The following is a 20,908-nucleotide window of genomic DNA, read 5'->3' as shown; positions in this document are numbered from 1 at the left end:
GTAGGAATGGACGAAATAGGTGTGATCGCCGGATTTCACCCCGTTAAACACCGGGTGATCGCTGTCCAGAACAAGATCGTTCCAGCCCATATGTGGCACTTTCAGCGATGTGTCTGACGGCTCGATCCTGACGACATCGCCGGCAATCCAGTCCAGACCATCCGTTTCGCTGTATTCATGGCCCTTGGTTGCCATCAGCTGCATGCCGACGCAGATGCCCAGAAACGGGCGGCCTTTCTGTTCGACCGCCTCGACCATCGCGTCATAGATGCCCTTGTGACCACGCAATTCTGCAGCGCATGCCGGAAACGCCCCGTCGCCGGGCAGAACCAAGCGATCCGCGCGTGCCACAACATCCGCGTCCGAGGTGACAACAACCTCACCGGCGCCGACCTCTTGCGCCATGCGCTGAAACGCTTTTTCCGCCGAGTGCAGGTTGCCGCTTTCGTAGTCGATAATGGCGGTCAGCATTTACAACGCGCCTTTGGTCGACGGAATCGCGTCTGCCTTGCGCGGATCGGTTTCGACCGCATCCCGCAGCGCGCGGGCAACCGCCTTGAATGCGGCCTCGGCGATGTGATGGCTGTTGAAGCCGTGCAGCTGGTCGATATGCAGCGTGATGCCGCCATGGGTGCTGAGCGCCTGAAAGAACTCGCGCACAAGTTCTGTGTCGAACGCACCGATCTTCTGCGCCGGCAGGTCCACATTCCAGATCAGATAGGGGCGGCCCGACAGGTCCAGCGCACAGCGTACCTGAGCATCATCCATCGGCAGGTGGCATTCGCCATAGCGCCGGATACCCTTTTTGTCACCCAGGGCCTGCGTCAAAGCCTGCCCCAGCGCGATGCCGGTATCTTCGACCGTGTGGTGATCATCAATGTGGTAATCACCCTTGGCGCGGATCGTCATGTCGATCAGCGAATGGCGCGCCAGTTGATCCAGCATGTGATCAAAAAAGCCAACTCCGGTCTGGTTGTCATACATGCCGGTGCCATCCAGATTGATCTCGACCGAAATTTCGGTTTCGGCAGTCTGGCGGCTGATCTTTGCGCTGCGCATGGGCGAATTCCTTTTGCTACAGGCGCGCTTATAGACCCGGATGGGCGACCTATCCAGACCGCTTGACGCGTTCGCTGCAAACTGTTGCAGGGGATTGCACCCGGCTTGGCCCCGTGTCAGCTTGCCAACAACACGAACCGATAGAGTCAAACCATGTCCACCTGCGTTTTCATCCAGATCCGTTGCAAGCCCGGAACCACCTACAAGGTTGCCGAAGATATCGCCCTGCGCGAAATTCATTCCGAGCTGTATTCCACCAGCGGTGAATACGACCTGCTTCTGAAGCTCTACATCCCGGAATCCGAGGATGTCGGCCATTTCATCAACGAACACCTGCTGGTGATTCCCAATATCGAACGCTCGCTGACCACGATGACGTTCAAGGCGTTTTAACCCAGTTCGAATGTGGTGACGCCAAAGACACGGCTCAGATCGATATCCGGCGCGTGGCCGGAATACATCCGGGCCGTTTCAAACACCTTTTCCAACCCCAGCTTTTCGGCCAGCGCAAACGCGGCCGTGTTGGGCAAAGGCATGTCAATGAAAACGGCGTCCTGTGAATGGTGGGGTGGCACGGTCTCCAGCAAACTGGCCAGCAGGGCTTCGGCAATGCTCTCGCGATCTGCAAAAAGCGGCCCGATCTTGTGCCCTGTCCGGCAGGGGCGCAACGTTGCATACCCCTTGATCTGTCCATCCTCGGAATACACGCGGGACACATGGCCCGGCGCGCTGATCCAGCCCTGCAAGAACGCGTCGCGGCGGGCCGGAAAAAGGTGCCGGTCGTAGGCGAACAAAGCCTCGGAGGCCGCCGTCAGGGGCTCAACGCCGGTTGATGGGGTCAGTGCCTGCTGCAACTTCTCCACGGTCGCCGTGAAACGATAGTTGTTATAGGCGAAAGCAAACCCCGAGCTGCGGTAATTGTGTTGCTGATCAACGACCCCATCCAGACCGATGTTGCCCGCATTGCAGTTTGCCAAGGCGTGCCGCCAAATTTCCAGCCCGTGGCCCGATCCGCGAAACTCGGGCCGGACGATGTAAAACCCAAGGAACGCAAACGCTTCATCATACTGAACGACCGAGATGGAAGCGATCATTTCGCCGTTCAGGAACCCCCCGAGAAACCCGCGAGTATCCGTGCCATGGAAGCAACGAGCATCGTGATGCCCCGGGTTCCACCCTTCGCGCCCGGCCCAATCAACGGCCTTTTGCACCTCGTCAACGGTAAGAGGGCGGATGACGTAATCAGACATGGGTGAATCCTGCGTTGGGCGATGCAACCAGAATGACGCAATGTCTTGTGAAGAACCAGCATGTATGGAGAGTTTTGTATCTGGAGCGGGCGAGGCGATTCGAACGCCCGACCCTAACCTTGGCAAGGTTATGCTCTACCCCTGAGCTACGCCCGCATCAGATACATACGTGGTCCGAAGACCTCTCAATGGAGCGGGCGAGGCGATTCGAACGCCCGACCCTAACCTTGGCAAGGTTATGCTCTACCCCTGAGCTACGCCCGCGCCGTTGAGTGAGGAGGGATGTATAAATTCCCACGCGGGGCTGCAAGCGGAAAAACACAAAAAAGAGGAAAAATATTTCGACGGAACCCGGCATCCGGCTCGTTCAATCTCGAACACTGATCAAAAAAGGACACAGGCAGAGGGGCTTTCATGATTTCTGTTGCAGACATGAAGATAATGGCGCTGGCCGCGATGATCTTGCTGGTCACCGCGATGCCGGAATCGGACGATCACGAACGCAATCGGATCACGCCCGTTTTGTTGCAAGCGCCCCATGTGATGACGACGGATCTGACGGGATAACACCCGCCAGCCGAGTTACAGCGCCAGAATCAGGTTGGCGATGGCCGCAACCAGAATGGCCAGGAACGTCAGGCTCATGCCAGCCTGCCGCAGGATGACGATCTGGGGCGTGCGCCCGAATCCGTAAGCGTGCAGCAGACGCCCGGCCAGCAACATCAAGCCCAGTATATGCAAAATAAACCCGCCCGCGCCCTGCAATTCCACCATGGCGATCAGCAAAAGGGCGATAGGGGCGTATTCGGCGCAATTGGAATGTGTCCGTATCGCCTTGATCATCAATTTGCTGCCCCCATCCCCGACCGAGATTTTGTCGCTGCGGCGCTGAAGGATCACTTTGACGCTGAGTGCCACGTAAAGAATAGCGATCAGGGCCGCATAGATCGGGGTGATAGCAAGCATGGTGGGTCTCCGTTCCGGCATAGAAAAAGGGCCGCGTGGTTTCCCGCGCGGCCCTTTGAACTGTAACCGGTTCGGCAGCTTATTCCAGCTCGACCAGAAGGTCCTTTGCGTCAATCTGGCCTCCGGGCTGAACATGAACGGCCTTGACGGTTGCATCGCGCTCGGCGTGGATGCCGGTTTCCATCTTCATCGCCTCGATGGTCAGCAACATATCGCCTTGCTTGACCTGCTGGCCCGCTGTTACGGCGACGGTGGCAACAACACCGGGCATCGGCGCACCGACATGATCCGGGTTGCCGACCTCGGCCTTGGGCCGCGCCTGCGTGGTCGAGGTGACCAACCGGTTCGGAACCCGGATCACGCGCGGTTGGCCGTTGAGTTCAAAGAACACTTTGACCTCGCCCTTTTCATCGGTCTCACCAATCGCCTGACAGCGGATTTCCAGCGTTTTGCCTGGATCGATTTCCGCCGTGATCTCTTCGCCCGGCTCCATCCCGTAGAAGAAGGTGCGCGTTGGCAGGGTGCGGACCGGACCGTAGACCCGGTGGCGACCCATGTAGTCCAGGAACACCTTGGGATACATCAGATAGCCGTTCAGATCCTCGTCATCGACCTCTTTGCCTTCCAGCTGCTTGGACAGTTCGGCGCGAGTGGCTTCAAGATCGACCGGGGGCACATCCTTGCCGGGTCGCTGCGTGTTGGGAACCTCGTCTTTCAGCACCTTCTTGATGATGGTCTCGGGGAACCCGCCCGGAGGTTGACCCAGATTGCCGCGCATCATGTCCACGACCGAATCGGGGAAGGCCACGTCGGTATTCGGGTCCTCGACCTGTTCACGGGTCATGTTCTGGCTGACCATCATCAGCGCCATGTCGCCAACGACCTTGGAAGACGGCGTGACCTTGACGATGTCACCGAACATCTGGTTCACGTCGGCATACATCTGCGCCACTTCGTGCCAGCGTTCTTCCAGACCCAGGCTGCGTGCCTGCGCCTTGAGGTTGGTGAACTGACCGCCCGGCATTTCGTGCAGATAAACTTCGGACGCCGGGGCCTGAAGGCTGGATTCAAAGGCCGCATACTGGCCACGCACAGCCTCGAAGTAATCGCTGATTTCACGGATGGCCTTGATGTCCAACCCGGTGTCGCGGTCGGTATGGCGCAGCGCCTCGACCACCGTACCCAGCGTCGCCTGGCTGGTGTTGCCCGAGAAGCTGTCCATCGCGCAGTCAACTGCATCCACGCCCGCCTCGGACGCGGCCAGAATGGTCGCGCTGGCAATACCGGCGGTGTCATGTGTGTGGAAATGGATCGGCAGCCCAACTTCTTCTTTCAGCGCCCGGATCAGGATCTTGGCCGAGGCCGGTTTCAGCAGGCCCGCCATGTCCTTGAGGCCCAGAATATGCGCGCCGGCGTCGCGCAGTTCTTTCGCCATGCCGACATAATATTTCAGGTCGTACTTGGCGCGATCCGGGTCAAGAATATCGCCAGTGTAACAGACGGTACCTTCGCAAATCTTGCCGCTTTCGACGACCGCATCCATCGCAACACGCATGTTTTCGACCCAGTTCAGCGAGTCGAAGACGCGGAATACGTCAATTCCTGTCGCCGCCTGACGCACGAACTCCTGCACCACGTTGTCTGGGTAGTTCGTATAGCCCACGCCGTTTGCGCCGCGCAGCAGCATCTGGGTCATCAGGTTCGGCATCGCCTCGCGCAGGTCCCGCAGGCGCTGCCACGGGCATTCCTGCAAGAACCGATAGGCCACGTCGAAAGTCGCGCCGCCCCAGCACTCGACCGAGAACAGCTGCGGCAGGTTCGCCGCGTAGGTGGGGGCTACCTTGATCATGTCGATCGAGCGCATCCGGGTCGCCAGCAGCGACTGGTGCCCGTCGCGCATGGTGGTGTCGGTGATCAGCAGTTGGCGCTGTGCTTTCATCCAGTCGGCCACCGCCTGCGGGCCTTTCTGCTCCAGCAGGTTGCGGGTGCCCATCTGCGGTTCGGCTTTCAGTGCTGGGGGCCTGGCCTCCTTCAGGTCAGCACGCGGTTCCGGGCGATCCTTGGTTTCGGGATGCCCGTTCACGGAGATGTCCGCGATATAGGTCAGAACCTTGGTGCCGCGGTCGCGCCGCTTCTTGAAGGTGAACAGCTCGGGCGTCGTGTCGATGAACTTGGTGGTGTATTCGTTCGACAGGAAGGTCGGGTGCTTCAGCAGGTTGATGACGAAATCGATATTTGTCGAAACCCCGCGGATGCGGAACTCGCGCAGGGCGCGGTCCATCCGGGAAATCGCCTTTTCGGGCGTCGGGGCCCAGGCTGTGACTTTGGTCAGCAGCGAGTCATAAAACCGGGTGATCACCCCGCCGGCATAGGCCGTGCCGCCATCCAGACGAATGCCCATACCGGTGGCCGAACGATAGGCGGTGATCCGGCCATAGTCGGGGATGAAGTTGTTCTGTGGGTCCTCGGTGGTGATCCGTGTCTGCAACGCGTGGCCGTTGAGCTGGATGTCCTTTTGGCTGGCCATGCCGGTCGCCTCGGCCAGCGTCTTGCCCTCGGCGATCAGGATCTGTGCCTGCACGATGTCGATGCCGGTGACTTCTTCGGTCACGGTGTGTTCGACCTGCACGCGCGGATTGACTTCGATGAAGTAGAACTTGCCGGTGTCCATATCCATCAGGAACTCGACCGTGCCGGCACATTCATAATTCACATGGGCGCAGATCCTGCGGCCAAGCTCACAGATCTCGGCGCGCTGTTCATCGCTCAGATACGGGGCTGGGGCGCGTTCCACGACCTTCTGGTTCCGGCGCTGGACCGAACAGTCACGTTCGTACAGGTGATAGATTTCACCGTGCTTGTCGCCCAGGATCTGCACCTCGACGTGGCGCGCACGAATGATCATCTTTTCCAGATAACCCTCGCCATTGCCAAATGCGGCTTCGGCCTCGCGACGGCCTTCCAGCACTTTCTCTTCCAGCTCTTCTTCCGACTGGATCGGGCGCATGCCGCGCCCGCCGCCGCCCCAGGACGCCTTGAGCATCAGCGGGTAGCCGATTTCGGCGGCCTCCTTGCGGATCGCGTCCATGTCATCGCCCAGAACTTCGGTGGCAGGAATGACCGGAACACCTGCTTTGATGGCTACGCGTCGCGCGCTGGCCTTGTCGCCAAGCGCGCGCATGGTTTCCGCCTTGGGGCCGATGAAGGTGATGCCGTTCTTGACGCAGGCATCGACGAAATCCGGGTTTTCGGACAGCAGGCCATATCCCGGATGAATCGCGTCGGCACCACATTGCTTGGCAACACGGATGATCTCGTCGATCGAAAGATAGGCGGCAACCGGCCCCATGCCTTCACCGATCTGATATGCCTCGTCCGCCTTGAACCGGTGCAGGCCCAGTTTGTCTTCTTCAGCGTAAACGGCGACGGTTCGTTTTCCCATCTCGTTTGCTGCGCGCATGACGCGGATGGCAATCTCGCCGCGGTTGGCGATCAGGATCTTGTTGAAGTCTGTCATGATAGGTCCCGGTCTTTTGTGTATGGGCGTCTTATTGGGCGGAGAATACGCGCAGGTATATCCGTTCTTCTGGGTAGAACCGGCATGTTATCGCTCGCAAACGCCCTATGATCGCAGCGCCCTTATACTTTTGCTGCGCCGCAGCATCAAATGTTTAACGTTAACTCTCAGTCTGACACAGGCTTGCCAGGCCCATCTGGCCCATATTTGCATGCAGGTCCTGCCTGAGAATCTCGATGACATGTGCAGGCCCCCGCGCGCCAAGTGCCGCAAGACCATACAAAAAAGCCCGCCCGAGCATGACGAAATCTGCGCCCAGTGACATGGCCCGCAAGATATCCAGACCGCCTTCGACACCACTGTCGAAGATCAGAGGCAGGCGGGTCGCATCCCGGACAGAGGGAAGAACCTCAATGCTGGCCGGGGCCGCGTCGAACTGACGACCGCCGTGATTCGACACCCACAAGGCGTCGACGCCAACCTGTTCCAGCCTGCTCGTATCCTCTGGTCGCAGGACGCCTTTCAGAACAAGCGGCCCGTCCCAATGGTCGCGCAGCCATTTGACATAGTCCAGATCCGGCGAGGTTCGAAGCAGATAACCGATATGAGCCGTGGGCGGCAGATTCCCGGGATTTTCGATATATTTGTCCAGTGTTCGCATGTGCGGCACACCGTTGCGCAGCATGCCCATTGCCCAGGCGGGTCTCTGGGCGATCTGCGCCAGAATGCGCGGGGTCAGCTTTGGCGGTTGCCGCAGGCCCGATCGTGTCTGCCTTTCCCTGCGCGATGCGACGGGAACATCCGCGGTGAGGACCAGGGTTTTGAACCCGGCCTTGCGGACCCGGTTCAGCAGGTCCTTTCGAATATCCGGATCCCGGGGCGGGTAAAGCTGAAACCAGGCATTGTCCCCAAGATGCGGTGCCATGTCTTCGGGGCTTTGGCTGGCTACCGTCGACAGGGTATAGGGAATACCCGCTTTTGCGGCCGCGCTGGCAAGCAGCTGCTCGGCGCGGGGCCAGACCAGCCCGGACATTCCGATCGGCGCGATTCCGAACGGCAGCGGATACGAAGCGTCGAGAAACGTCTTTGACGTATCAAAGTCCAGCTCGCCATGCAGAATCGAGGGGCAGAGGCGCACGTCATCCAGCGCCTGGCGGTTCCGGTGCAGTGTCGTTTCAATCCCGGTTCCACTGTCGATATACTCCCACACGAAATGCGGCAGGCGACGGCGCGCACGGTGTTTCAGATCCGGTATGCCGGGATAGGTGCTGTGCAAGTCCATGCAGATTGATCCGACCTGCCATGCGATTCGGCAAGTTTTTTAAGCTGCATCCTTAGGTGGTTGCCGGTTTTCAGGCGGCGTATTTTGGGTCTGGTTCCTGGCACCGCTTGCGACATGCACCTGGTTGCGCCCCTTGTCCTTGGCGACATAAAGCGCATCGTCTGCCGCGCGCATCAGGTCCTGCGGCATGGTGCCGTGGGCCGGGTAATGTGCGACCCCGACCGATATCGTAATGCGCGGCAACGCCTTCTCACCATACCGTACGGTTACGGCTTCAACCGCCTCGCGCAGTTGTTCGGCGCGGGTCATGGCATCTTCGGGGCTGTTGTCAGGCAGGATCAGCATGAACTCTTCACCACCGATGCGGCAGGCGACTTCATCCCGGTCGCACCCTTGTTCCAGGGCGGCGCCGACGGCGCGCAACACCATGTCGCCCGCATCATGCCCATGAGTATCATTAAACTTCTTGAAGTGATCCACGTCCACGGCGATCAGGCTCAGTGCGGCGCCCGTCTGTTGGCTGCGGCTGATGGATTTGCGCAGCGTCTCGGTCATATGGCGGCGATTGAACAGCCCGGTCAGGGGGTCTCGTACCGATTGGTCGTGAAGCTGATCCCGCATGCGGACATTGGCGATCGCCATACTGATCTGTTCGGCGCATAATTGGGCCAGTTTGCGGCTCTTGTTGAAGCAGTCTTCGCGCCCCTCAAGTGCCCGCAGATGCAAAAGACCAACGGTTTCGCCATGGGCCAGAATGGGAAAGCAGAAATAGGGTCGCCCGTCATGCGGTTCGGCGTGTTCGCAGACAAAATCAATCTCGGATGCGCCGAACTCGTAGGTCCGGCCGCGCCGCAAGCCCCAGCAACCTTCGGGGTGAATGTGGGATTTATGAGTTCCACCGTTCCAGCTGGCGCAGCCATCCAGCACATCGCGTGAGTTTGAGTAGACATACACGCTGCCTTCGGCCTCTGGCAGGATGTGGGTCATGAAGCGAGACACCATGTCGAAGAGTTCATCCAGCGACCGGCTTGATTGCAGCCATTCGTTCAATTCACCCAGCAGGCGGACCTCTCGGGCCAGGCGCAGCTGTTCGTCCATCAGCTCCCTCTCTTTCTGGGCCCGTTTGCGCAGATCAAGAACCTGACGACGGTTGGTGCGATGGACCATCAGGATGACTGTCGTCAGCGCCAGCAGGGCGACCCCGCTCAGCAGCGCCAGAGACAGGCGAACGCGCGTGATGAACAGGTTCCGCAGGTCGGTTATGTCGGAATAGAACTCGATCGCGCCCAGGAACGTCGCGTCCTTGATGATCGGCGAATAGACCTCGGCCACATGGCGGCTGCTCAGTTCCGTATCCCGGGAATTGTCGACAACAAAGGAATCAACTTCGGTAATCGGCTTCTCTTCGTGTTTGTAATAAAGCCCTCCGGCGGCGACGATCGACTGGAAATAGGATTTCGTATTCACGAACCCGACGTCGTTTGCGCGGGTCGACCAGAACACCTGCCCCGAAGCATCAAACAGCTTGAAGCGGTAAATGTCCGTGGTTTCGGGCAGTAGCTCCAGAAACTCCTCGTCATGCTCAGTCAATGCGTGAAAACGGAATGTCTGTTCAAGATCGTTCAGATGGCTTTCGACCTGGCGGCTCATCCGCATCGCGTTTTTTCGCAGGTCTGCTTCCAGCATGCGATCAACCACTGGCGCCGGGGCGGCATAGATCCCCCAACCCGCTGCTGCCGTCAGCACGAGCAGCATCAGGGCCACGCCCATCATTTTAAGCCTTGAGGACTGACCCGTCAGTTCCGCCTGTTTCATATGTCCGCTCCCACAACACTCTGCCAAACATCCCAGTCAGGATTTGACAGAGAGTTAACGGCGGTGCAGGGCGGTGGCGTGTTTGTTTAGAATTGAACGTAAAAAGAAGTGCGAAAAGTCTGTGAACAAGCCGTGAACAAACTCTTTCCCTTCGCGCTCATCCGGCGTAGTTTGGGGCCATGAGCAGTTTTGACGAAATGGACGCCTTCGAGGGCGCATCGCTGTCGGCGCGGGCCATGGCCGTGCGCCCTTCGCCCTATCTGGATGAGCTGAACCCGGCGCAACGGGACGCAGTCGAGCGTCTGGATGGCCCGGTCTTGATGCTGGCAGGTGCCGGGACGGGCAAGACCAAGGCTTTGACCGCGCGGATCGCGCATCTTCTCAACACCGCGCGCGCGCGTCCGAATGAGATTTTGTCGGTAACCTTCACCAACAAGGCCGCGCGCGAGATGAAGGAGCGGGTTGGCCGCCTGCTTGGACAGCCCGCCGAGGGGATGCCGTGGCTGGGTACCTTTCATTCGATTTGTGTCAAACTGCTGCGCCGCCATGCGGAACTGGTCGATTTGAAATCGAACTTCACCATTCTGGACAGCGACGACCAGCTGCGCCTGCTCAAGCAGTTGGTGCAGGCCGCAAATGTCGACGACAAACGCTGGCCTGCGCGGATGTTCCTGGGAATCATCGATGACTGGAAAAACCGTGCGTTGACGCCCGACAAGGTGCCTGCGGCGGATGCCGGGGCCTATAACAACAAGGGCATTGAGCTGTATGCCCAATATCAGACCCGCCTGCGCGAGCTGAACGCGGTGGATTTTGGTGACCTGCTGCTGCACATGGTCACGATTTTCCAGACCCACCCGGATGTTCTGGAACAATACCAGCGCTGGTTCCGCTTTATCCTCGTGGACGAATATCAGGATACCAACGTCGCCCAGTACCTGTGGTTGCGCCTGCTTGCGGGGGGGCACAAGAACATCTGCTGCGTCGGCGATGACGACCAATCAATCTATGGCTGGCGCGGGGCCGAGGTGGGCAACATCCTGCGGTTCGAAAAGGACTTTCCCGGAGCCTACGTGGTGCGGCTGGAGCAGAACTATCGCTCGACCCCGCATATTCTGGCGGCTGCGTCGAACGTCATTCGCGGCAATGAAAACCGTCTGGGCAAAGAGCTGTGGACCGAAGCCGAGGAAGGCCACAAGGTCAATCTGATCGGCCATTGGGATGGCGAGGAAGAGGCCCGCTGGATCGGCGAGGAAATCGACGCGATGCAGGGCGGTACGCGCGGTATTCGCCCGATGAACCTGGATGAGATCGCCATTCTCGTCCGTGCCAGCCACCAGATGCGCGCCTTCGAGGACCGGTTCCTGACCATCGGTCTGCCTTACAAGGTGATCGGCGGCCCGCGATTCTATGAGCGGATGGAGATTCGCGATGCCATGGCCTATTTCCGGCTGGTGGTCAGCCCCGAGGATGATCTGGCCTTCGAGAGAATCGTGAACACCCCGAAGCGCGGCCTGGGCGACAAGGCGCAGCAAACCATCCAGATGGCCGCGCGCGAAAATGGGGTTTCACTGGTCGAAGCGGCTCGGATTGCCGTCGATAACGGGCTGATCAAGGGCAAGGGCGGCAAGGCGCTGCGCGAACTGATCGACGGTCTGGCGCGATGGAATGCGATGACGCGTGGACCGCGGATCGAGGTGGACGACGATTCGGTGATCGATGACGGTTCGCCCATGCGGTTCGGCGCGCCCGAGCATACGCATATCGAACTTGCGCAGATCATTCTCGACGAATCCGGCTATACCGCCCACTGGCAAAACGACAAGACGCCCGAAGCGCCGGGGCGCCTTGAAAACCTCAAGGAACTGGTCAACCAGCTGGACAATTTCGAAAACCTGCAAGGGTTTCTGGAACATGTCAGTCTGGTCATGGACAATGAACAGGACAGCGACGGGGCCAAGGTTTCGATCATGACCCTTCACGCGGCCAAGGGGCTGGAGTTTCCAGTTGTCTTCCTGCCGGGCTGGGAAGACGGGCTGTTCCCCTCGCAACGCTCGATGGACGAATCCGGGCTCAAGGGGCTCGAGGAGGAACGGCGGCTGGCCTATGTCGGCATCACCCGTGCCGAAGAAGTGTGCACCATTTCTTTTGCCGCCAACCGGCGGGTGTTCGGGCAATGGCAGAACTCGATGCCATCCCGGTTCATCGACGAATTGCCGGAAGATCACGTTGAGGTCCTTACGCCTCCGGGTCTCTATGGCGGCGGCCAGCCGGCTGCGGGCATTGAAACCCGCGCGGCCGAAGCGAATGTCTATAACTCACCGGGCTGGAGACGGATGCAGGCGCGCCAGGGGCAATACGGTATGTCGCAGCCGCGCGAATCCCGCAACACGGTGATCGACGCGACCGCCGTGGCCAGTTTTACGCTGGGGGAACGGGTGTTCCACCAGAAATTCGGCTATGGCGCGGTTGTCGGGATCGAGGGCGACAAGGTCGAGGTTGATTTCGACAAGGCAGGCACAAAGAAAGTGGTCTCGCGTTTTCTGACCAACAAGGATGACGTCCCGTTCTGAGGCGTCATATCCCTTCGACCAGAACCAGATTGGTCGAGGCGGTAGCTTGCCGGATCTTCGCCAGCTCGATGTAATCAGGGTCGTCTTTCCAGGCTTTCGCCGCGGCAAGGTCCGGAAACTCCATCAGCACAATGCCACCTTCGGGCCAATCGCCTTCGATCCGTTCGATCGGTTTCGATGAGACCGTGAGCAAGCGGCCTTTGTGGCGGTCGAAGATCGGCATGAAACCCGCCAGATAATTCTGGTACCCATCCGGGTCGTGGATGTCGATCTGCGCGATGAAATAGGCGGCCATTGTTTCCTCCGGATCAGAAATCAGAGGGTCATCTTACACCGGTGTCAGAAAAACAAAAAAACGGCGGTTCCCAGGGAGGAGGAAGGGGAACCGCCGTCTTGTCAACATCAGAGCAGGGAGGAGGAGAGCCCCGATGTATTCGAACCCGGGTTTGAGCCCGGTATGGAGAAGACGCGGCGACGTCAGGGAGGAGGAAGGCGTCGCCGCGCGCTTTCAACATCAAGGCAGGGAGGAGGAGAGCCTCGATGTATCAGGATCCGGCGGGTTGAGGCCGGTATATGGTGCGGCAACGTCAGGGAGGAGGAGAGACGTTGCCGCTGATAACAGACCCTAAGGGAGGAGGAAGGGCCTGATCTCGGTATTCGTGGCGCGCTTATTGCGCGATGTGATCGTTGGCGGCCTGCATGGCCACCCGACGGATCATGGAACGATGCAGGCCCAGATCGGCCAGTTCACGGTCCGACAGTCCTGCCAGCTCATTGACGGTCTGGCGATACATACGATAGCGGGCAAAACGCGCCTTTGCGTTTTCGACCAAAGTTGCGATTCCAAACGCCGGTGCGCTCTTCGAGGCTGTATGTGTGCTTGCGACTGCCATGCTCATCATCCGTATTTATTTGCTTTGCCGATTACGTTCGGCCCTTGCTTGAGGTTGAAAATAGGCAAATGCTGCGATTGCACAATAGCTCGCGTTGTCAATGCTGCTATGCAGCAAGCGCATAGATTGGTTCAGTTTTTTCCTTCAACTCGAAATGCGCCTTGAAACATTGGGCCTTCCCTTGGGTCACGTGTGACAGCGGAAACATGGCCTTCCGACGGCTTGCCCTTTAATTGAGCGGTGTTGGCTGGAATTTGTGCGCAATAAAACCATTCAAGACGTGCGTGTGACCGAAGCGCCAGGCAAGGCGTGGCGTTTCAGCTATTCCCTGATGCACGATTTGCCAGTTTCGCAGGTCGCAGAGCAAACTGCCCGAACGCCACGGGATTTCATGGGCCAATGTGGTTGTCGGGGGGAAGTCCTGCCGAAATTGCGCTCGAAGTGCAAATGATTCTGCGAGATCGCTGCCCAAAGATGCCGGGTTTTTTCACCCTGAATGGTAATTCTTCAGATATTCTGGGAAATCGTGGGAAAAAATGCTGACTGAAAATCGTCTATATCTAGGGGGCTGTGCGGAACTGTCTCCTACAATTGGTGTCGTTGTGCTTAAATTTCATGATGATATTGTTATTGGAGCGTGATTCATGGAACACGATCCGCAAAATTCCTGTTGATTTCCATGAATTCCCATGGCATCCCTAATACATCCGATGAGGACGAGGCAGCAGGGGCACCAAACGACCCCGACCAAAAATAATCAGGTTTCATACAGGCATCTCGCTTTCATCAATCAAGAGATCCGGCGCGCGGGCGAGCAGACATCCCCCCAGGTGGCGCGTGCAGCTGGACATCCCGCACAGCGGGTCAATGCGGCGGGTTGATCAGTGGCAGCAGATCAACCCGCCGTTTTTCATCCGGGGGGAACGCGAATTTCAAGTGGGGCGCAAGCGAAAGGGACAGTCGTCTTGGCGCGCAGGTTCAGAGGTGAAAGCCACCACAAGGTGGATACGAAGGGCAGGGTATCGATCCCGGCCTCGTTTCGCCGCGTGCTTGAAACGTCCGATCCCAACTGGCAGCCCGGCGACAACCCAGAGCTTGTGATCGTCTACGGGGATCATCGCCGCAAATACCTGGAATGCTACACGATGGAGGCGATCGACGAGGTCGATACCAAGATCGATGCGCTGCCACGCGGCGCGATGAAGCGCAAGATGTTGCAACGCCTGTTCCATGGGCAGTCCTTCCCGACCAATGTCGATGAAACCGGGCGGCTGGTTCTGCCGGCAAAGCTGCGCAAGAAGATCGGTCTTGAGGGCGAGGCGTTTTTTATCGCCGCCGGGGATACTTTTCAGATCTGGAAGCCCGAGACCTACGAATCCGAGGAACTGGCGGCGACCGAGGAATGGCTGGACGGCCTTGGCGACGATGTTGATCCATTGGAATTCCTCGATGAAGTCGAGGACGGGTGACGGCATGGCGGCCGCGGATCACCCACAACCGGACGCTCCTCACATCCCTGTTTTGCTGCGCCCGCTCTTGGCGGCGGTGGCGCCGGTCACGGGCGTCTGGCTGGACGGAACCTTCGGCGCAGGCGGGTACACCCGCGGATTGCTGGAGGCCGGGGCCGACAAGGTGATCGGCGTGGATCGCGATCCCTTGGCTTTTGAGATGGCGTCAGACTGGGCGGGCGCCTATGGTGATCGGCTGGTGATGCAGCCCGGCGTGTTCTCTCGTATGGATGAATATGCGCAGAACCTGGACGGCGTTGTTCTGGACCTTGGCGTTTCCTCGATGCAACTGGACCAGGCCGACCGCGGGTTTTCCTTCATGAAGAATGGTCCTTTGGACATGCGCATGAGCCAAGATGGCGAAAGCGCCGCCGATCTGGTCAATACCGCGACCGAGGCGCAACTGGCCGACATCCTGTTCCACTATGGTGAAGAGCGCGCCAGCCGCCGGATTGCCAGGGCGATCGTCAAAGCGCGCACGGAAGAGCCGATCACCACGACCCTGCGCCTGGCCGAGATCATCGAATCCTGCCTGCCGCGTCCGAAACCGGGGCAATCCCACCCGGCCACGCGCAGCTTTCAAGGGCTGCGGATCGCCGTGAATGCAGAATATGAAGAGCTGTTTCAGGGTTTGATGGCCGCTGAACGTGCTTTGAAGCCCGGCGGGCAGCTGGCCGTTGTCACTTTTCACTCCATTGAAGACCGAATGGTGAAACGGTTTTTCCAGTCCCGCGCGGGCAAGACGGGGCGCGCGAACCGCTATGCGCCCGAGATTGAACAGCGACAGCCGCAATTCACATTGAAGACCCGCAAGGCGGTGGGGCCTGACGAACAGGAATTGCAGGAAAATCCGCGCGCGCGATCGGCCAAGCTGCGCGTGGCGATCCGAACCGATGCTCCGGCGGGGGAAATTGAAGCGCGGGCCATCGGGATGCCGCAACTGGGGGGAAGGGCAAGATGAAGAGTGTTTTGTATGTGTTGACTGCTCTGTCCGTGTTCGGGTTGGCGTTGTGGGCCTATCAGGAAAACTACCGAACCCAGCAAGTGGTAAAGGAAACCCAGTCTTTGCAGCGCGAGATCGGAATGGCGCAGGTGCGACTGGCCGTTCTGAACGCGGAATGGGCCTATCTGAACCGCCCGGACAGGCTGCGTGAACTGGCCGACCTGAACTTTGAACGCCTTGGTCTGCTGCCGTTGCGGGCCGAGCAGTTCGGACGTGCGGATCAGATCGCCTATGCCGAAGACCCGGACCTGCCCGTCGTTGATCCGATTGAATTGCAGGCCATCACCGACATTCAGGCTTTGGGCGAGGTGCAGATTCCATGACACGCACCCCTCTGCGCCCCCTGGCCCGAATCCTGGATGCCCGCGCCAAGGGCGAAAACCCCAAGGCAATCGAGCGTGAGAACATCCGCAAGCGCCACGAAGAGATGAAGGATCGCGCCCGCGCCCGCGCCGAAGGGCGTCTGCTGGTGCTGGGCCTTTTCTTCTTCTGCGCTTTTTCAGTCGTCGGTGTTCGCATGGGCATGTTGGCAACCTCGGAAGCACAAGAGCCTCTGGCCAGCGCGCCGGGAGCAGCGATTGCCATGCAGCGCGCCAACATCGTCGATCGCGAAGGGCGCATACTGGCCACCAATCTGGATACCTATTCCGTTTACGCGCAGCCCCCATTGATGATCGACCCCGTCGCCGCCGCAGACCAGTTGGTTGCGATTTTTCCTGATCTGGACAAAGAGCGGCTGATCAAGGACTTCACCGGCAACCGCAAATTCCTTTGGATCAAGAAACGCATCTCGCCCGAACAGAAGCAGGCCGTGCACGACATCGGTGATCCCGGCATCCTGTTCGGCCCGCGTGAAATGCGGCTTTACCCCAACGGGCGGCTGGCCGCTCATATCCTGGGCGGGGCCGGTTTTGGGCGTGAAGGCGTCAGCGCCGCCGAAGTGATCGGCGTGGCCGGCGTGGAAAAGCAGTTCGACGATTATCTGCGCGATCCGGCCAACGGCAACCAACCTCTGCAACTGTCGCTGGACCTGACGATTCAAGCCGCAGTTGAACAGGTCCTTTACGGCGGTATGAAGATCATGAACGCCAAGGGGGCTTCGGCCGTTCTGATGAACGCGCATACGGGCGAGGTTGTTTCAGCTGCGTCGCTGCCTTCTTTTGATCCGAATGACCGTCCGCGCCCGCCGACCTCGGGGTTTGATCCCTCGGACAGCCCGCTGTTCAACCGTTATGTTCAAGGCGTGTATGAACTGGGGTCGGTCTTCAAGATTTTCACCGCTGCGCAGGCGGTTGAACTTGGGCTGGTAAACTCGAACACCATCATCGATACATCCGGCCCGATGAAGATCGGGCGCTTCCCGATCGGAGAGTTCAACGGCAAGAATTACGGCAAGATCAGCGTGGCGGATGTGATCGTCCACAGCTCGAACCGTGGTACGGGGCGTCTGGCCTTGCAAATCGGGGCCAAACGGCAGCAGGAGTTCCTGGACGCGCTTGGCATGTTCGATCCGACCCCGTTCGAAATTGTCGAGGCCAAGGGCGGTATGCCGCTGAAGCCGAAGAAATGGGGCGAGCTCAGTACCGTGACAATTTCTTATGGCCATGGCCTGTCGACCAGCCCGATGCATCTGGCCGCCGGATACGCGGCGATTGCCAATGGCGGGCATTACGTCAGCCCGACCATTCTGCGCCGGAACGGCCCGCAATACGGGCCTCGTGTCATGTCGCAGAACACTGCACGGCAGGCGCAGAAGATGCTGCGCAAAGTGGTAACGGACGGCACCGCCAGTTTCGCCGAGGTCAAGGGCTATGACGTGGCGGGCAAGACCGGTACGGCTGACAAGCCCAAACCGCGCGGCGGGTACTATGATGACAAGGTCATTGCCACCTTCGCGACGATCTTCCCGGCCTACGATCCGCAATACGTTCTGATCGTGACGTTGGACGAACCTTCGATCGTGGCCTACGGTGAAAAACGCCGCACGGCCGGTTGGACTGCCGTGCCAGTTGCCGCCGAACTCATCGGCCGCGTCGCACCGTTGTTGGGGTTGCGTCCCCGGCTTGAGCCTGAGGCGGGCGCTGCTATAACGCTGACCTCAAACTAGGCTGTCCGGCAAGAGGTGGGTCATGGGCACAAGGACGAAGAAACTCAGCCAGCTGGCCCTGACCGCAAGAGAGGGCGCAAACCCGGATATCACTGGTCTGGCCGTTGACAGCCGCGAGGTGAAAGAGGGCTTCCTGTTTGCCGCGCTGCCTGGGTCCCGCGTTCATGGCGCAGAGTTCATCCAGTTTGCCCTGCGCATGGGGGCCGCTGCGATCCTGACCGATGCCGAAGGGGCAGAGATCGCCGAGGCCGAACTGGCAGCCTCGGACGCAGCGCTGGCCGTGGTGGAAGACCCGCGTCAGGCGCTGGCCGGGGCCGCGGCGCTGTGGTTCGGCGCGCAACCGCAAACCATCGTGGCCGTCACGGGAACAAACGGCAAGACATCTGTTTCCACCTTCGTTCGGCAGATCTGGTCCGCGCTTGGACACGCCGCCGTCAATCTCGGCACCACCGGGGTCGAAGGTGCGTGGACAGCGCCGCTGGCCCATACCACGCCCGAGCCGATCACCTTGCACCGCTGTCTGGCCGAGGCGGCCGAGAACGGCGTGACCCATGCCGCAATGGAGGCCTCGTCCCACGGCCTTGAACAGCGCCGCCTGGATGGCGTGCACCTGACAGCCGCCGGTTTCTCGAATTTCACGCAGGACCATCTGGATTACCACGAAACCTTCGAGGCCTATTTCAACGCAAAGGCCGGTCTGTTCGACCGGGTTTTGCCGCAGGATGGAACGGCCGTCGTCAACCTGAGCGATCCGAAAGGAGCCCAGGTCCGGCGGATCGCCGAGATGCGCGGCCAGTCGGTGCTGACGGTGGGGCTGGGCGATGCGGACCTGTGTCTGATCAACCAGCGGTTCGATGCCACCGGGCAGGATCTGCGCTTTGCGTGGCAGGGCCGAACATTCCAGACCCGCCTGAACCTGATCGGAGGGTTCCAGGCCGAAAACATCCTGCTGGCCTGCGGGCTGGTGATTGCTGCGGGCGACAGCCCCGAACGGGTCTTTGAAACGCTGCCGCACCTGACCACCGTGCGCGGGCGGATGCAACTGGCCGCCACGCGTGACAATGGCGCGACGGTGTTTGTGGATTATGCCCACACGCCTGATGCTGTTGCCACGGCACTCAAGGCGCTGCGCCCGCATGTAATGGGCCGGCTGATTGCCGTAATCGGTGCGGGCGGGGATCGCGACGCCAGCAAACGCCCATTGATGGGCAGGGCGGCAGCCAACCATGCCGACGTCGTCTTTGTCACCGATGACAACCCGCGCAGCGAAGATCCCGCAGTCATCCGCGCGGCCGTGATGGCAGGCGCGTCAGAGGCAGCGGGCGAAGCCAGCGTGGCCGAAGTCGGCGACCGCGCCGAGGCCATCCTGCGCGGCATCGACGCCCTGCAACCCGGCGACGCACTGCTGATTGCGGGCAAGGGCCACGAAACCGGTCAGATCGTCGGGGATCAGGTTCTGCCCTTCGACGATGTGGAACAGGCCAGTATTTCCGTCGCAGCGCTGGACGGGAGGGTCGCATGACGCTCTGGACAGCATCCGAAGCGGCCGAGGCGACGGGCGGCCAGGCGACGACCGACTGGACCGCTGATGGTGTCTCCATCGACACGCGCACCCTTCAACCCGGTGATCTTTTTGTTGCGCTGAAAGCGGCACGGGACGGGCATGATTTCGTGGCCCAAGCGCTTGAGAAAGGCGCGGGCGCGGCTTTGGTCTCGCATATTCCCGACAACGTATCGCCAGACGCACCACTGCTGATCGTTGATGATGTGCAGGCGGCGCTCGAGGCTTTGGGGCAGGCAGCTCGCGCCAGAACGAATGCGCGTGTGGTAGGGGTGACCGGCAGTGTGGGTAAAACATCGACCAAGGAAATGCTGGCGACAATCCTGGAAACGCAAGGGAAAACCCACGCCAGCGTCGCCAGTTACAACAACCATTGGGGCGTGCCCCTGACCCTTGCACGGATGCCGCGCGACACTGAATTCGCAGTGATCGAGATCGGCATGAACCATCCGGGCGAGATTGCCCCGCTGGCCCGGCAGGCCCGCCCGCATGTGGCGCTGGTGACGACCGTGGCGGCGGTGCATCTGGAAGCCTTCGAGAATGTGGCTGGCATTGCCCATGAAAAAGCTGCGATCTTTGAAGGGCTCGAACCCGGTGGGGCGGCAATCGTCAATGCGGATATCGACCACGCGGATATCCTGCGCCAAACGGCACTTGGGCAGGGGGCCGGGATCGTGGATTTCGGCCAAGGCGCAACGGATTACCGGCTGACCGACGTTCAGCAGGGGGCGAACACCGTGAATGCCGAAGCTGCGGTTGGCGATCAGGTATTCCGCTTTGCGGTGAACTCTGCCGGTACCCATTTCGCCATGAACGCGCTGGGGGCTTTGTCAGCCTGCGTTGAACTGGGTGTCGATCTGGATCAGGCCATTGCGGCCCTGCGTGCATGGTCTCCGGTCAAGGGGCGCGGCGTACGGGAAAGCCTTTCCCTGCCCGGCGGCGGGCAGATCGAACTGCTGGATGACAGCTATAACGCCAACCCGACATCGATGGCGGCCGCTCTGGATGTGCTCGCCGCGTCACAAGGCAAACGCCGCATCGCCTTTCTGGGCGACATGAAAGAGCTGGGCACGCAGGAAGAGGCGATGCACGTCGCCATGGCCGATGCCAAAGCGATGGCGCATGTCGATCAGGTGCATTGTATCGGCCCGTTGATGCGGGCACTGCACCACGCGCTGCCTCCGGCGAAACGCGGCCTCTGGTCTGAAACCAGCACCGAGATGGCCGAACGGTTGCCTTCGCTGGTCAGGGACGGCGATACTGTGCTGGCCAAGGGCTCTCTCAGCATGGGATTGGCCTCGATTGTTGACGGTCTGCGCAAAATGGGGCAAGGGGGCGCGCTTGATGGGTGATCACGCCCATACGCCTCGTGTG

At 60.0% G+C, this 20,908-nt stretch carries 18 protein-coding genes and 2 tRNA genes; 9 read left to right on the top strand and 11 right to left on the bottom strand.

The window, feature by feature from the left end; genetic code table 11:
• Both hisH and hisB read right to left on the bottom strand, forming a co-directional pair.
• On the bottom strand, positions 1–471 hold a 471-nt coding region (hisH, locus tag AC2FNN_RS14260), incomplete at its 3' end, for an imidazole glycerol phosphate synthase subunit HisH (RefSeq protein WP_496759200.1).
• Positions 472–1,059 (bottom strand): imidazoleglycerol-phosphate dehydratase HisB, encoded by a 588-nt coding sequence (gene hisB / locus AC2FNN_RS14255; RefSeq protein ID WP_496759199.1) that lies wholly within the window; start codon positions 1,057–1,059, stop codon positions 472–474. It abuts the gene before it with no gap.
• 153 nt (positions 1,060–1,212) lie between these two features.
• Between hisB and AC2FNN_RS14250 the strand changes: the two genes are divergently transcribed.
• Positions 1,213–1,452, top strand: coding sequence for an Lrp/AsnC family transcriptional regulator (locus AC2FNN_RS14250; protein ID WP_496759198.1), 240 nt, complete (start codon positions 1,213–1,215; stop codon positions 1,450–1,452).
• On the opposite strand, the gene AC2FNN_RS14245 is transcribed toward AC2FNN_RS14250, so the two are convergent.
• From AC2FNN_RS14245 to AC2FNN_RS14235, 3 genes are all read right to left on the bottom strand, one after another.
• Positions 1,449–2,309, bottom strand: coding sequence for a GNAT family N-acetyltransferase (locus tag AC2FNN_RS14245; protein ID WP_496759197.1), 861 nt, complete (start codon positions 2,307–2,309; stop codon positions 1,449–1,451). The genes AC2FNN_RS14250 and AC2FNN_RS14245 overlap by 4 nt on opposite strands.
• A gap of 81 nt (positions 2,310–2,390) precedes the next feature.
• Positions 2,391–2,465: transfer RNA gene (locus AC2FNN_RS14240), tRNA-Gly, on the bottom strand.
• Positions 2,466–2,498: 33 nt separating this feature from the next.
• A tRNA-Gly gene (locus tag AC2FNN_RS14235) sits at positions 2,499–2,573 on the bottom strand.
• 150 nt (positions 2,574–2,723) lie between these two features.
• Here AC2FNN_RS14235 and AC2FNN_RS14230 point away from each other — a divergent pair.
• On the top strand, positions 2,724–2,876 hold the full coding sequence (locus AC2FNN_RS14230; RefSeq protein WP_496759196.1) for a hypothetical protein: 153 nt from the start codon (positions 2,724–2,726) through the stop codon (positions 2,874–2,876).
• A gap of 15 nt (positions 2,877–2,891) precedes the next feature.
• On the opposite strand, the gene AC2FNN_RS14225 is transcribed toward AC2FNN_RS14230, so the two are convergent.
• The 4 genes from AC2FNN_RS14225 to AC2FNN_RS14210 form a co-directional block, all read right to left on the bottom strand.
• Complete coding sequence (locus AC2FNN_RS14225) at positions 2,892–3,275, bottom strand: MAPEG family protein (RefSeq protein ID WP_496759195.1); 384 nt, start codon at positions 3,273–3,275, stop codon at positions 2,892–2,894.
• Between the two features lie 79 nt (positions 3,276–3,354).
• A complete protein-coding gene (locus tag AC2FNN_RS14220; protein ID WP_496759194.1) occupies positions 3,355–6,792 on the bottom strand; it encodes a pyruvate carboxylase in 3,438 nt (1,145 codons plus the stop codon).
• Positions 6,793–6,952: 160 nt separating this feature from the next.
• Positions 6,953–8,074 carry an alpha-hydroxy acid oxidase gene (locus tag AC2FNN_RS14215; protein ID WP_496759193.1) on the bottom strand — a complete coding sequence of 374 codons (1,122 nt, stop codon included), beginning with the start codon at positions 8,072–8,074 and terminating at the stop codon, positions 6,953–6,955.
• Between the two features lie 39 nt (positions 8,075–8,113).
• Entirely contained in the window at positions 8,114–9,889 is a 1,776-nt protein-coding gene (locus AC2FNN_RS14210; protein ID WP_496759192.1) for a sensor domain-containing diguanylate cyclase, read from the bottom strand.
• Between the two features lie 179 nt (positions 9,890–10,068).
• Here AC2FNN_RS14210 and AC2FNN_RS14205 point away from each other — a divergent pair, with 179 nt between their 5' ends.
• Positions 10,069–12,462 (top strand): ATP-dependent helicase, encoded by a 2,394-nt coding sequence (locus AC2FNN_RS14205; protein WP_496759191.1) that lies wholly within the window; start codon positions 10,069–10,071, stop codon positions 12,460–12,462.
• Positions 12,463–12,466: 4 nt separating this feature from the next.
• Here AC2FNN_RS14205 and AC2FNN_RS14200 read toward each other — a convergent pair whose 3' ends face one another.
• Both AC2FNN_RS14200 and AC2FNN_RS14195 read right to left on the bottom strand, forming a co-directional pair.
• On the bottom strand, positions 12,467–12,757 hold the full coding sequence (locus AC2FNN_RS14200; protein ID WP_496759190.1) for a DUF1330 domain-containing protein: 291 nt from the start codon (positions 12,755–12,757) through the stop codon (positions 12,467–12,469).
• A gap of 373 nt (positions 12,758–13,130) precedes the next feature.
• Positions 13,131–13,355 carry a DUF1127 domain-containing protein gene (locus tag AC2FNN_RS14195; protein ID WP_496759189.1) on the bottom strand — a complete coding sequence of 75 codons (225 nt, stop codon included), beginning with the start codon at positions 13,353–13,355 and terminating at the stop codon, positions 13,131–13,133.
• 965 nt (positions 13,356–14,320) lie between these two features.
• Between AC2FNN_RS14195 and mraZ the strand changes: the two genes are divergently transcribed.
• The 6 genes from mraZ to AC2FNN_RS14165 are packed head-to-tail and all read left to right on the top strand — an operon-like array spanning position 14,321 to position 20,886.
• Positions 14,321–14,824, top strand: a complete 504-nt coding sequence (gene mraZ / locus AC2FNN_RS14190; protein ID WP_496759188.1) for a division/cell wall cluster transcriptional repressor MraZ — start codon at positions 14,321–14,323, stop codon at positions 14,822–14,824.
• A gap of 4 nt (positions 14,825–14,828) precedes the next feature.
• Positions 14,829–15,824 carry a 16S rRNA (cytosine(1402)-N(4))-methyltransferase RsmH gene (rsmH, locus tag AC2FNN_RS14185; RefSeq protein WP_496759201.1) on the top strand — a complete coding sequence of 332 codons (996 nt, stop codon included), beginning with the start codon at positions 14,829–14,831 and terminating at the stop codon, positions 15,822–15,824.
• The gene (gene ftsL / locus AC2FNN_RS14180; protein WP_152458671.1) at positions 15,821–16,189 is read left to right on the top strand and encodes a cell division protein FtsL; all 369 of its coding nucleotides are present in this window, start codon (positions 15,821–15,823) and stop codon (positions 16,187–16,189) included. Before rsmH ends, ftsL begins: the two co-directional genes overlap by 4 nt.
• A complete protein-coding gene (locus tag AC2FNN_RS14175) occupies positions 16,186–17,973 on the top strand; it encodes a peptidoglycan D,D-transpeptidase FtsI family protein (protein WP_496759187.1) in 1,788 nt (595 codons plus the stop codon). Before ftsL ends, AC2FNN_RS14175 begins: the two co-directional genes overlap by 4 nt.
• 22 nt (positions 17,974–17,995) lie before the next feature.
• Positions 17,996–19,495, top strand: a complete 1,500-nt coding sequence (locus tag AC2FNN_RS14170) for a UDP-N-acetylmuramoyl-L-alanyl-D-glutamate--2,6-diaminopimelate ligase (protein ID WP_496759186.1) — start codon at positions 17,996–17,998, stop codon at positions 19,493–19,495.
• Entirely contained in the window at positions 19,492–20,886 is a 1,395-nt protein-coding gene (locus tag AC2FNN_RS14165) for a UDP-N-acetylmuramoyl-tripeptide--D-alanyl-D-alanine ligase (RefSeq protein WP_496759185.1), read from the top strand. The genes AC2FNN_RS14170 and AC2FNN_RS14165 overlap by 4 nt, the downstream gene beginning before the upstream one ends.
• The last annotated feature ends 22 nt before the right edge of the window (positions 20,887–20,908 follow it).

The organism is Ruegeria sp. BHSA118, assembly GCF_059613405.1.
Note: the sequence above shows the minus strand (reverse complement) of the source record. Positions and strands in the feature narration are given on the sequence as shown.

Coding starts and splice junctions, on each gene's coding strand:
- rsmH (WP_496759201.1), top strand. CDS start 14,829: ATGGCGGCCGCGGATCACCCACAACCGGACGCTCCTCACATCCCTGTT.
- AC2FNN_RS14215 (WP_496759193.1), bottom strand. CDS start 8,074: ATGGACTTGCACAGCACCTATCCCGGCATACCGGATCTGAAACACCGT.
- AC2FNN_RS14220 (WP_496759194.1), bottom strand. CDS start 6,792: ATGACAGACTTCAACAAGATCCTGATCGCCAACCGCGGCGAGATTGCC.
- AC2FNN_RS14250 (WP_496759198.1), top strand. CDS start 1,213: ATGTCCACCTGCGTTTTCATCCAGATCCGTTGCAAGCCCGGAACCACC.
- AC2FNN_RS14205 (WP_496759191.1), top strand. CDS start 10,069: ATGAGCAGTTTTGACGAAATGGACGCCTTCGAGGGCGCATCGCTGTCG.
- ftsL (WP_152458671.1), top strand. CDS start 15,821: ATGAAGAGTGTTTTGTATGTGTTGACTGCTCTGTCCGTGTTCGGGTTG.
- AC2FNN_RS14175 (WP_496759187.1), top strand. CDS start 16,186: ATGACACGCACCCCTCTGCGCCCCCTGGCCCGAATCCTGGATGCCCGC.
- AC2FNN_RS14210 (WP_496759192.1), bottom strand. CDS start 9,889: ATGAAACAGGCGGAACTGACGGGTCAGTCCTCAAGGCTTAAAATGATG.
- AC2FNN_RS14230 (WP_496759196.1), top strand. CDS start 2,724: ATGATTTCTGTTGCAGACATGAAGATAATGGCGCTGGCCGCGATGATC.
- AC2FNN_RS14170 (WP_496759186.1), top strand. CDS start 17,996: ATGGGCACAAGGACGAAGAAACTCAGCCAGCTGGCCCTGACCGCAAGA.
- AC2FNN_RS14245 (WP_496759197.1), bottom strand. CDS start 2,309: ATGTCTGATTACGTCATCCGCCCTCTTACCGTTGACGAGGTGCAAAAG.
- hisB (WP_496759199.1), bottom strand. CDS start 1,059: ATGCGCAGCGCAAAGATCAGCCGCCAGACTGCCGAAACCGAAATTTCG.
- AC2FNN_RS14165 (WP_496759185.1), top strand. CDS start 19,492: ATGACGCTCTGGACAGCATCCGAAGCGGCCGAGGCGACGGGCGGCCAG.
- AC2FNN_RS14225 (WP_496759195.1), bottom strand. CDS start 3,275: ATGCTTGCTATCACCCCGATCTATGCGGCCCTGATCGCTATTCTTTAC.
- AC2FNN_RS14195 (WP_496759189.1), bottom strand. CDS start 13,355: ATGGCAGTCGCAAGCACACATACAGCCTCGAAGAGCGCACCGGCGTTT.
- AC2FNN_RS14200 (WP_496759190.1), bottom strand. CDS start 12,757: ATGGCCGCCTATTTCATCGCGCAGATCGACATCCACGACCCGGATGGG.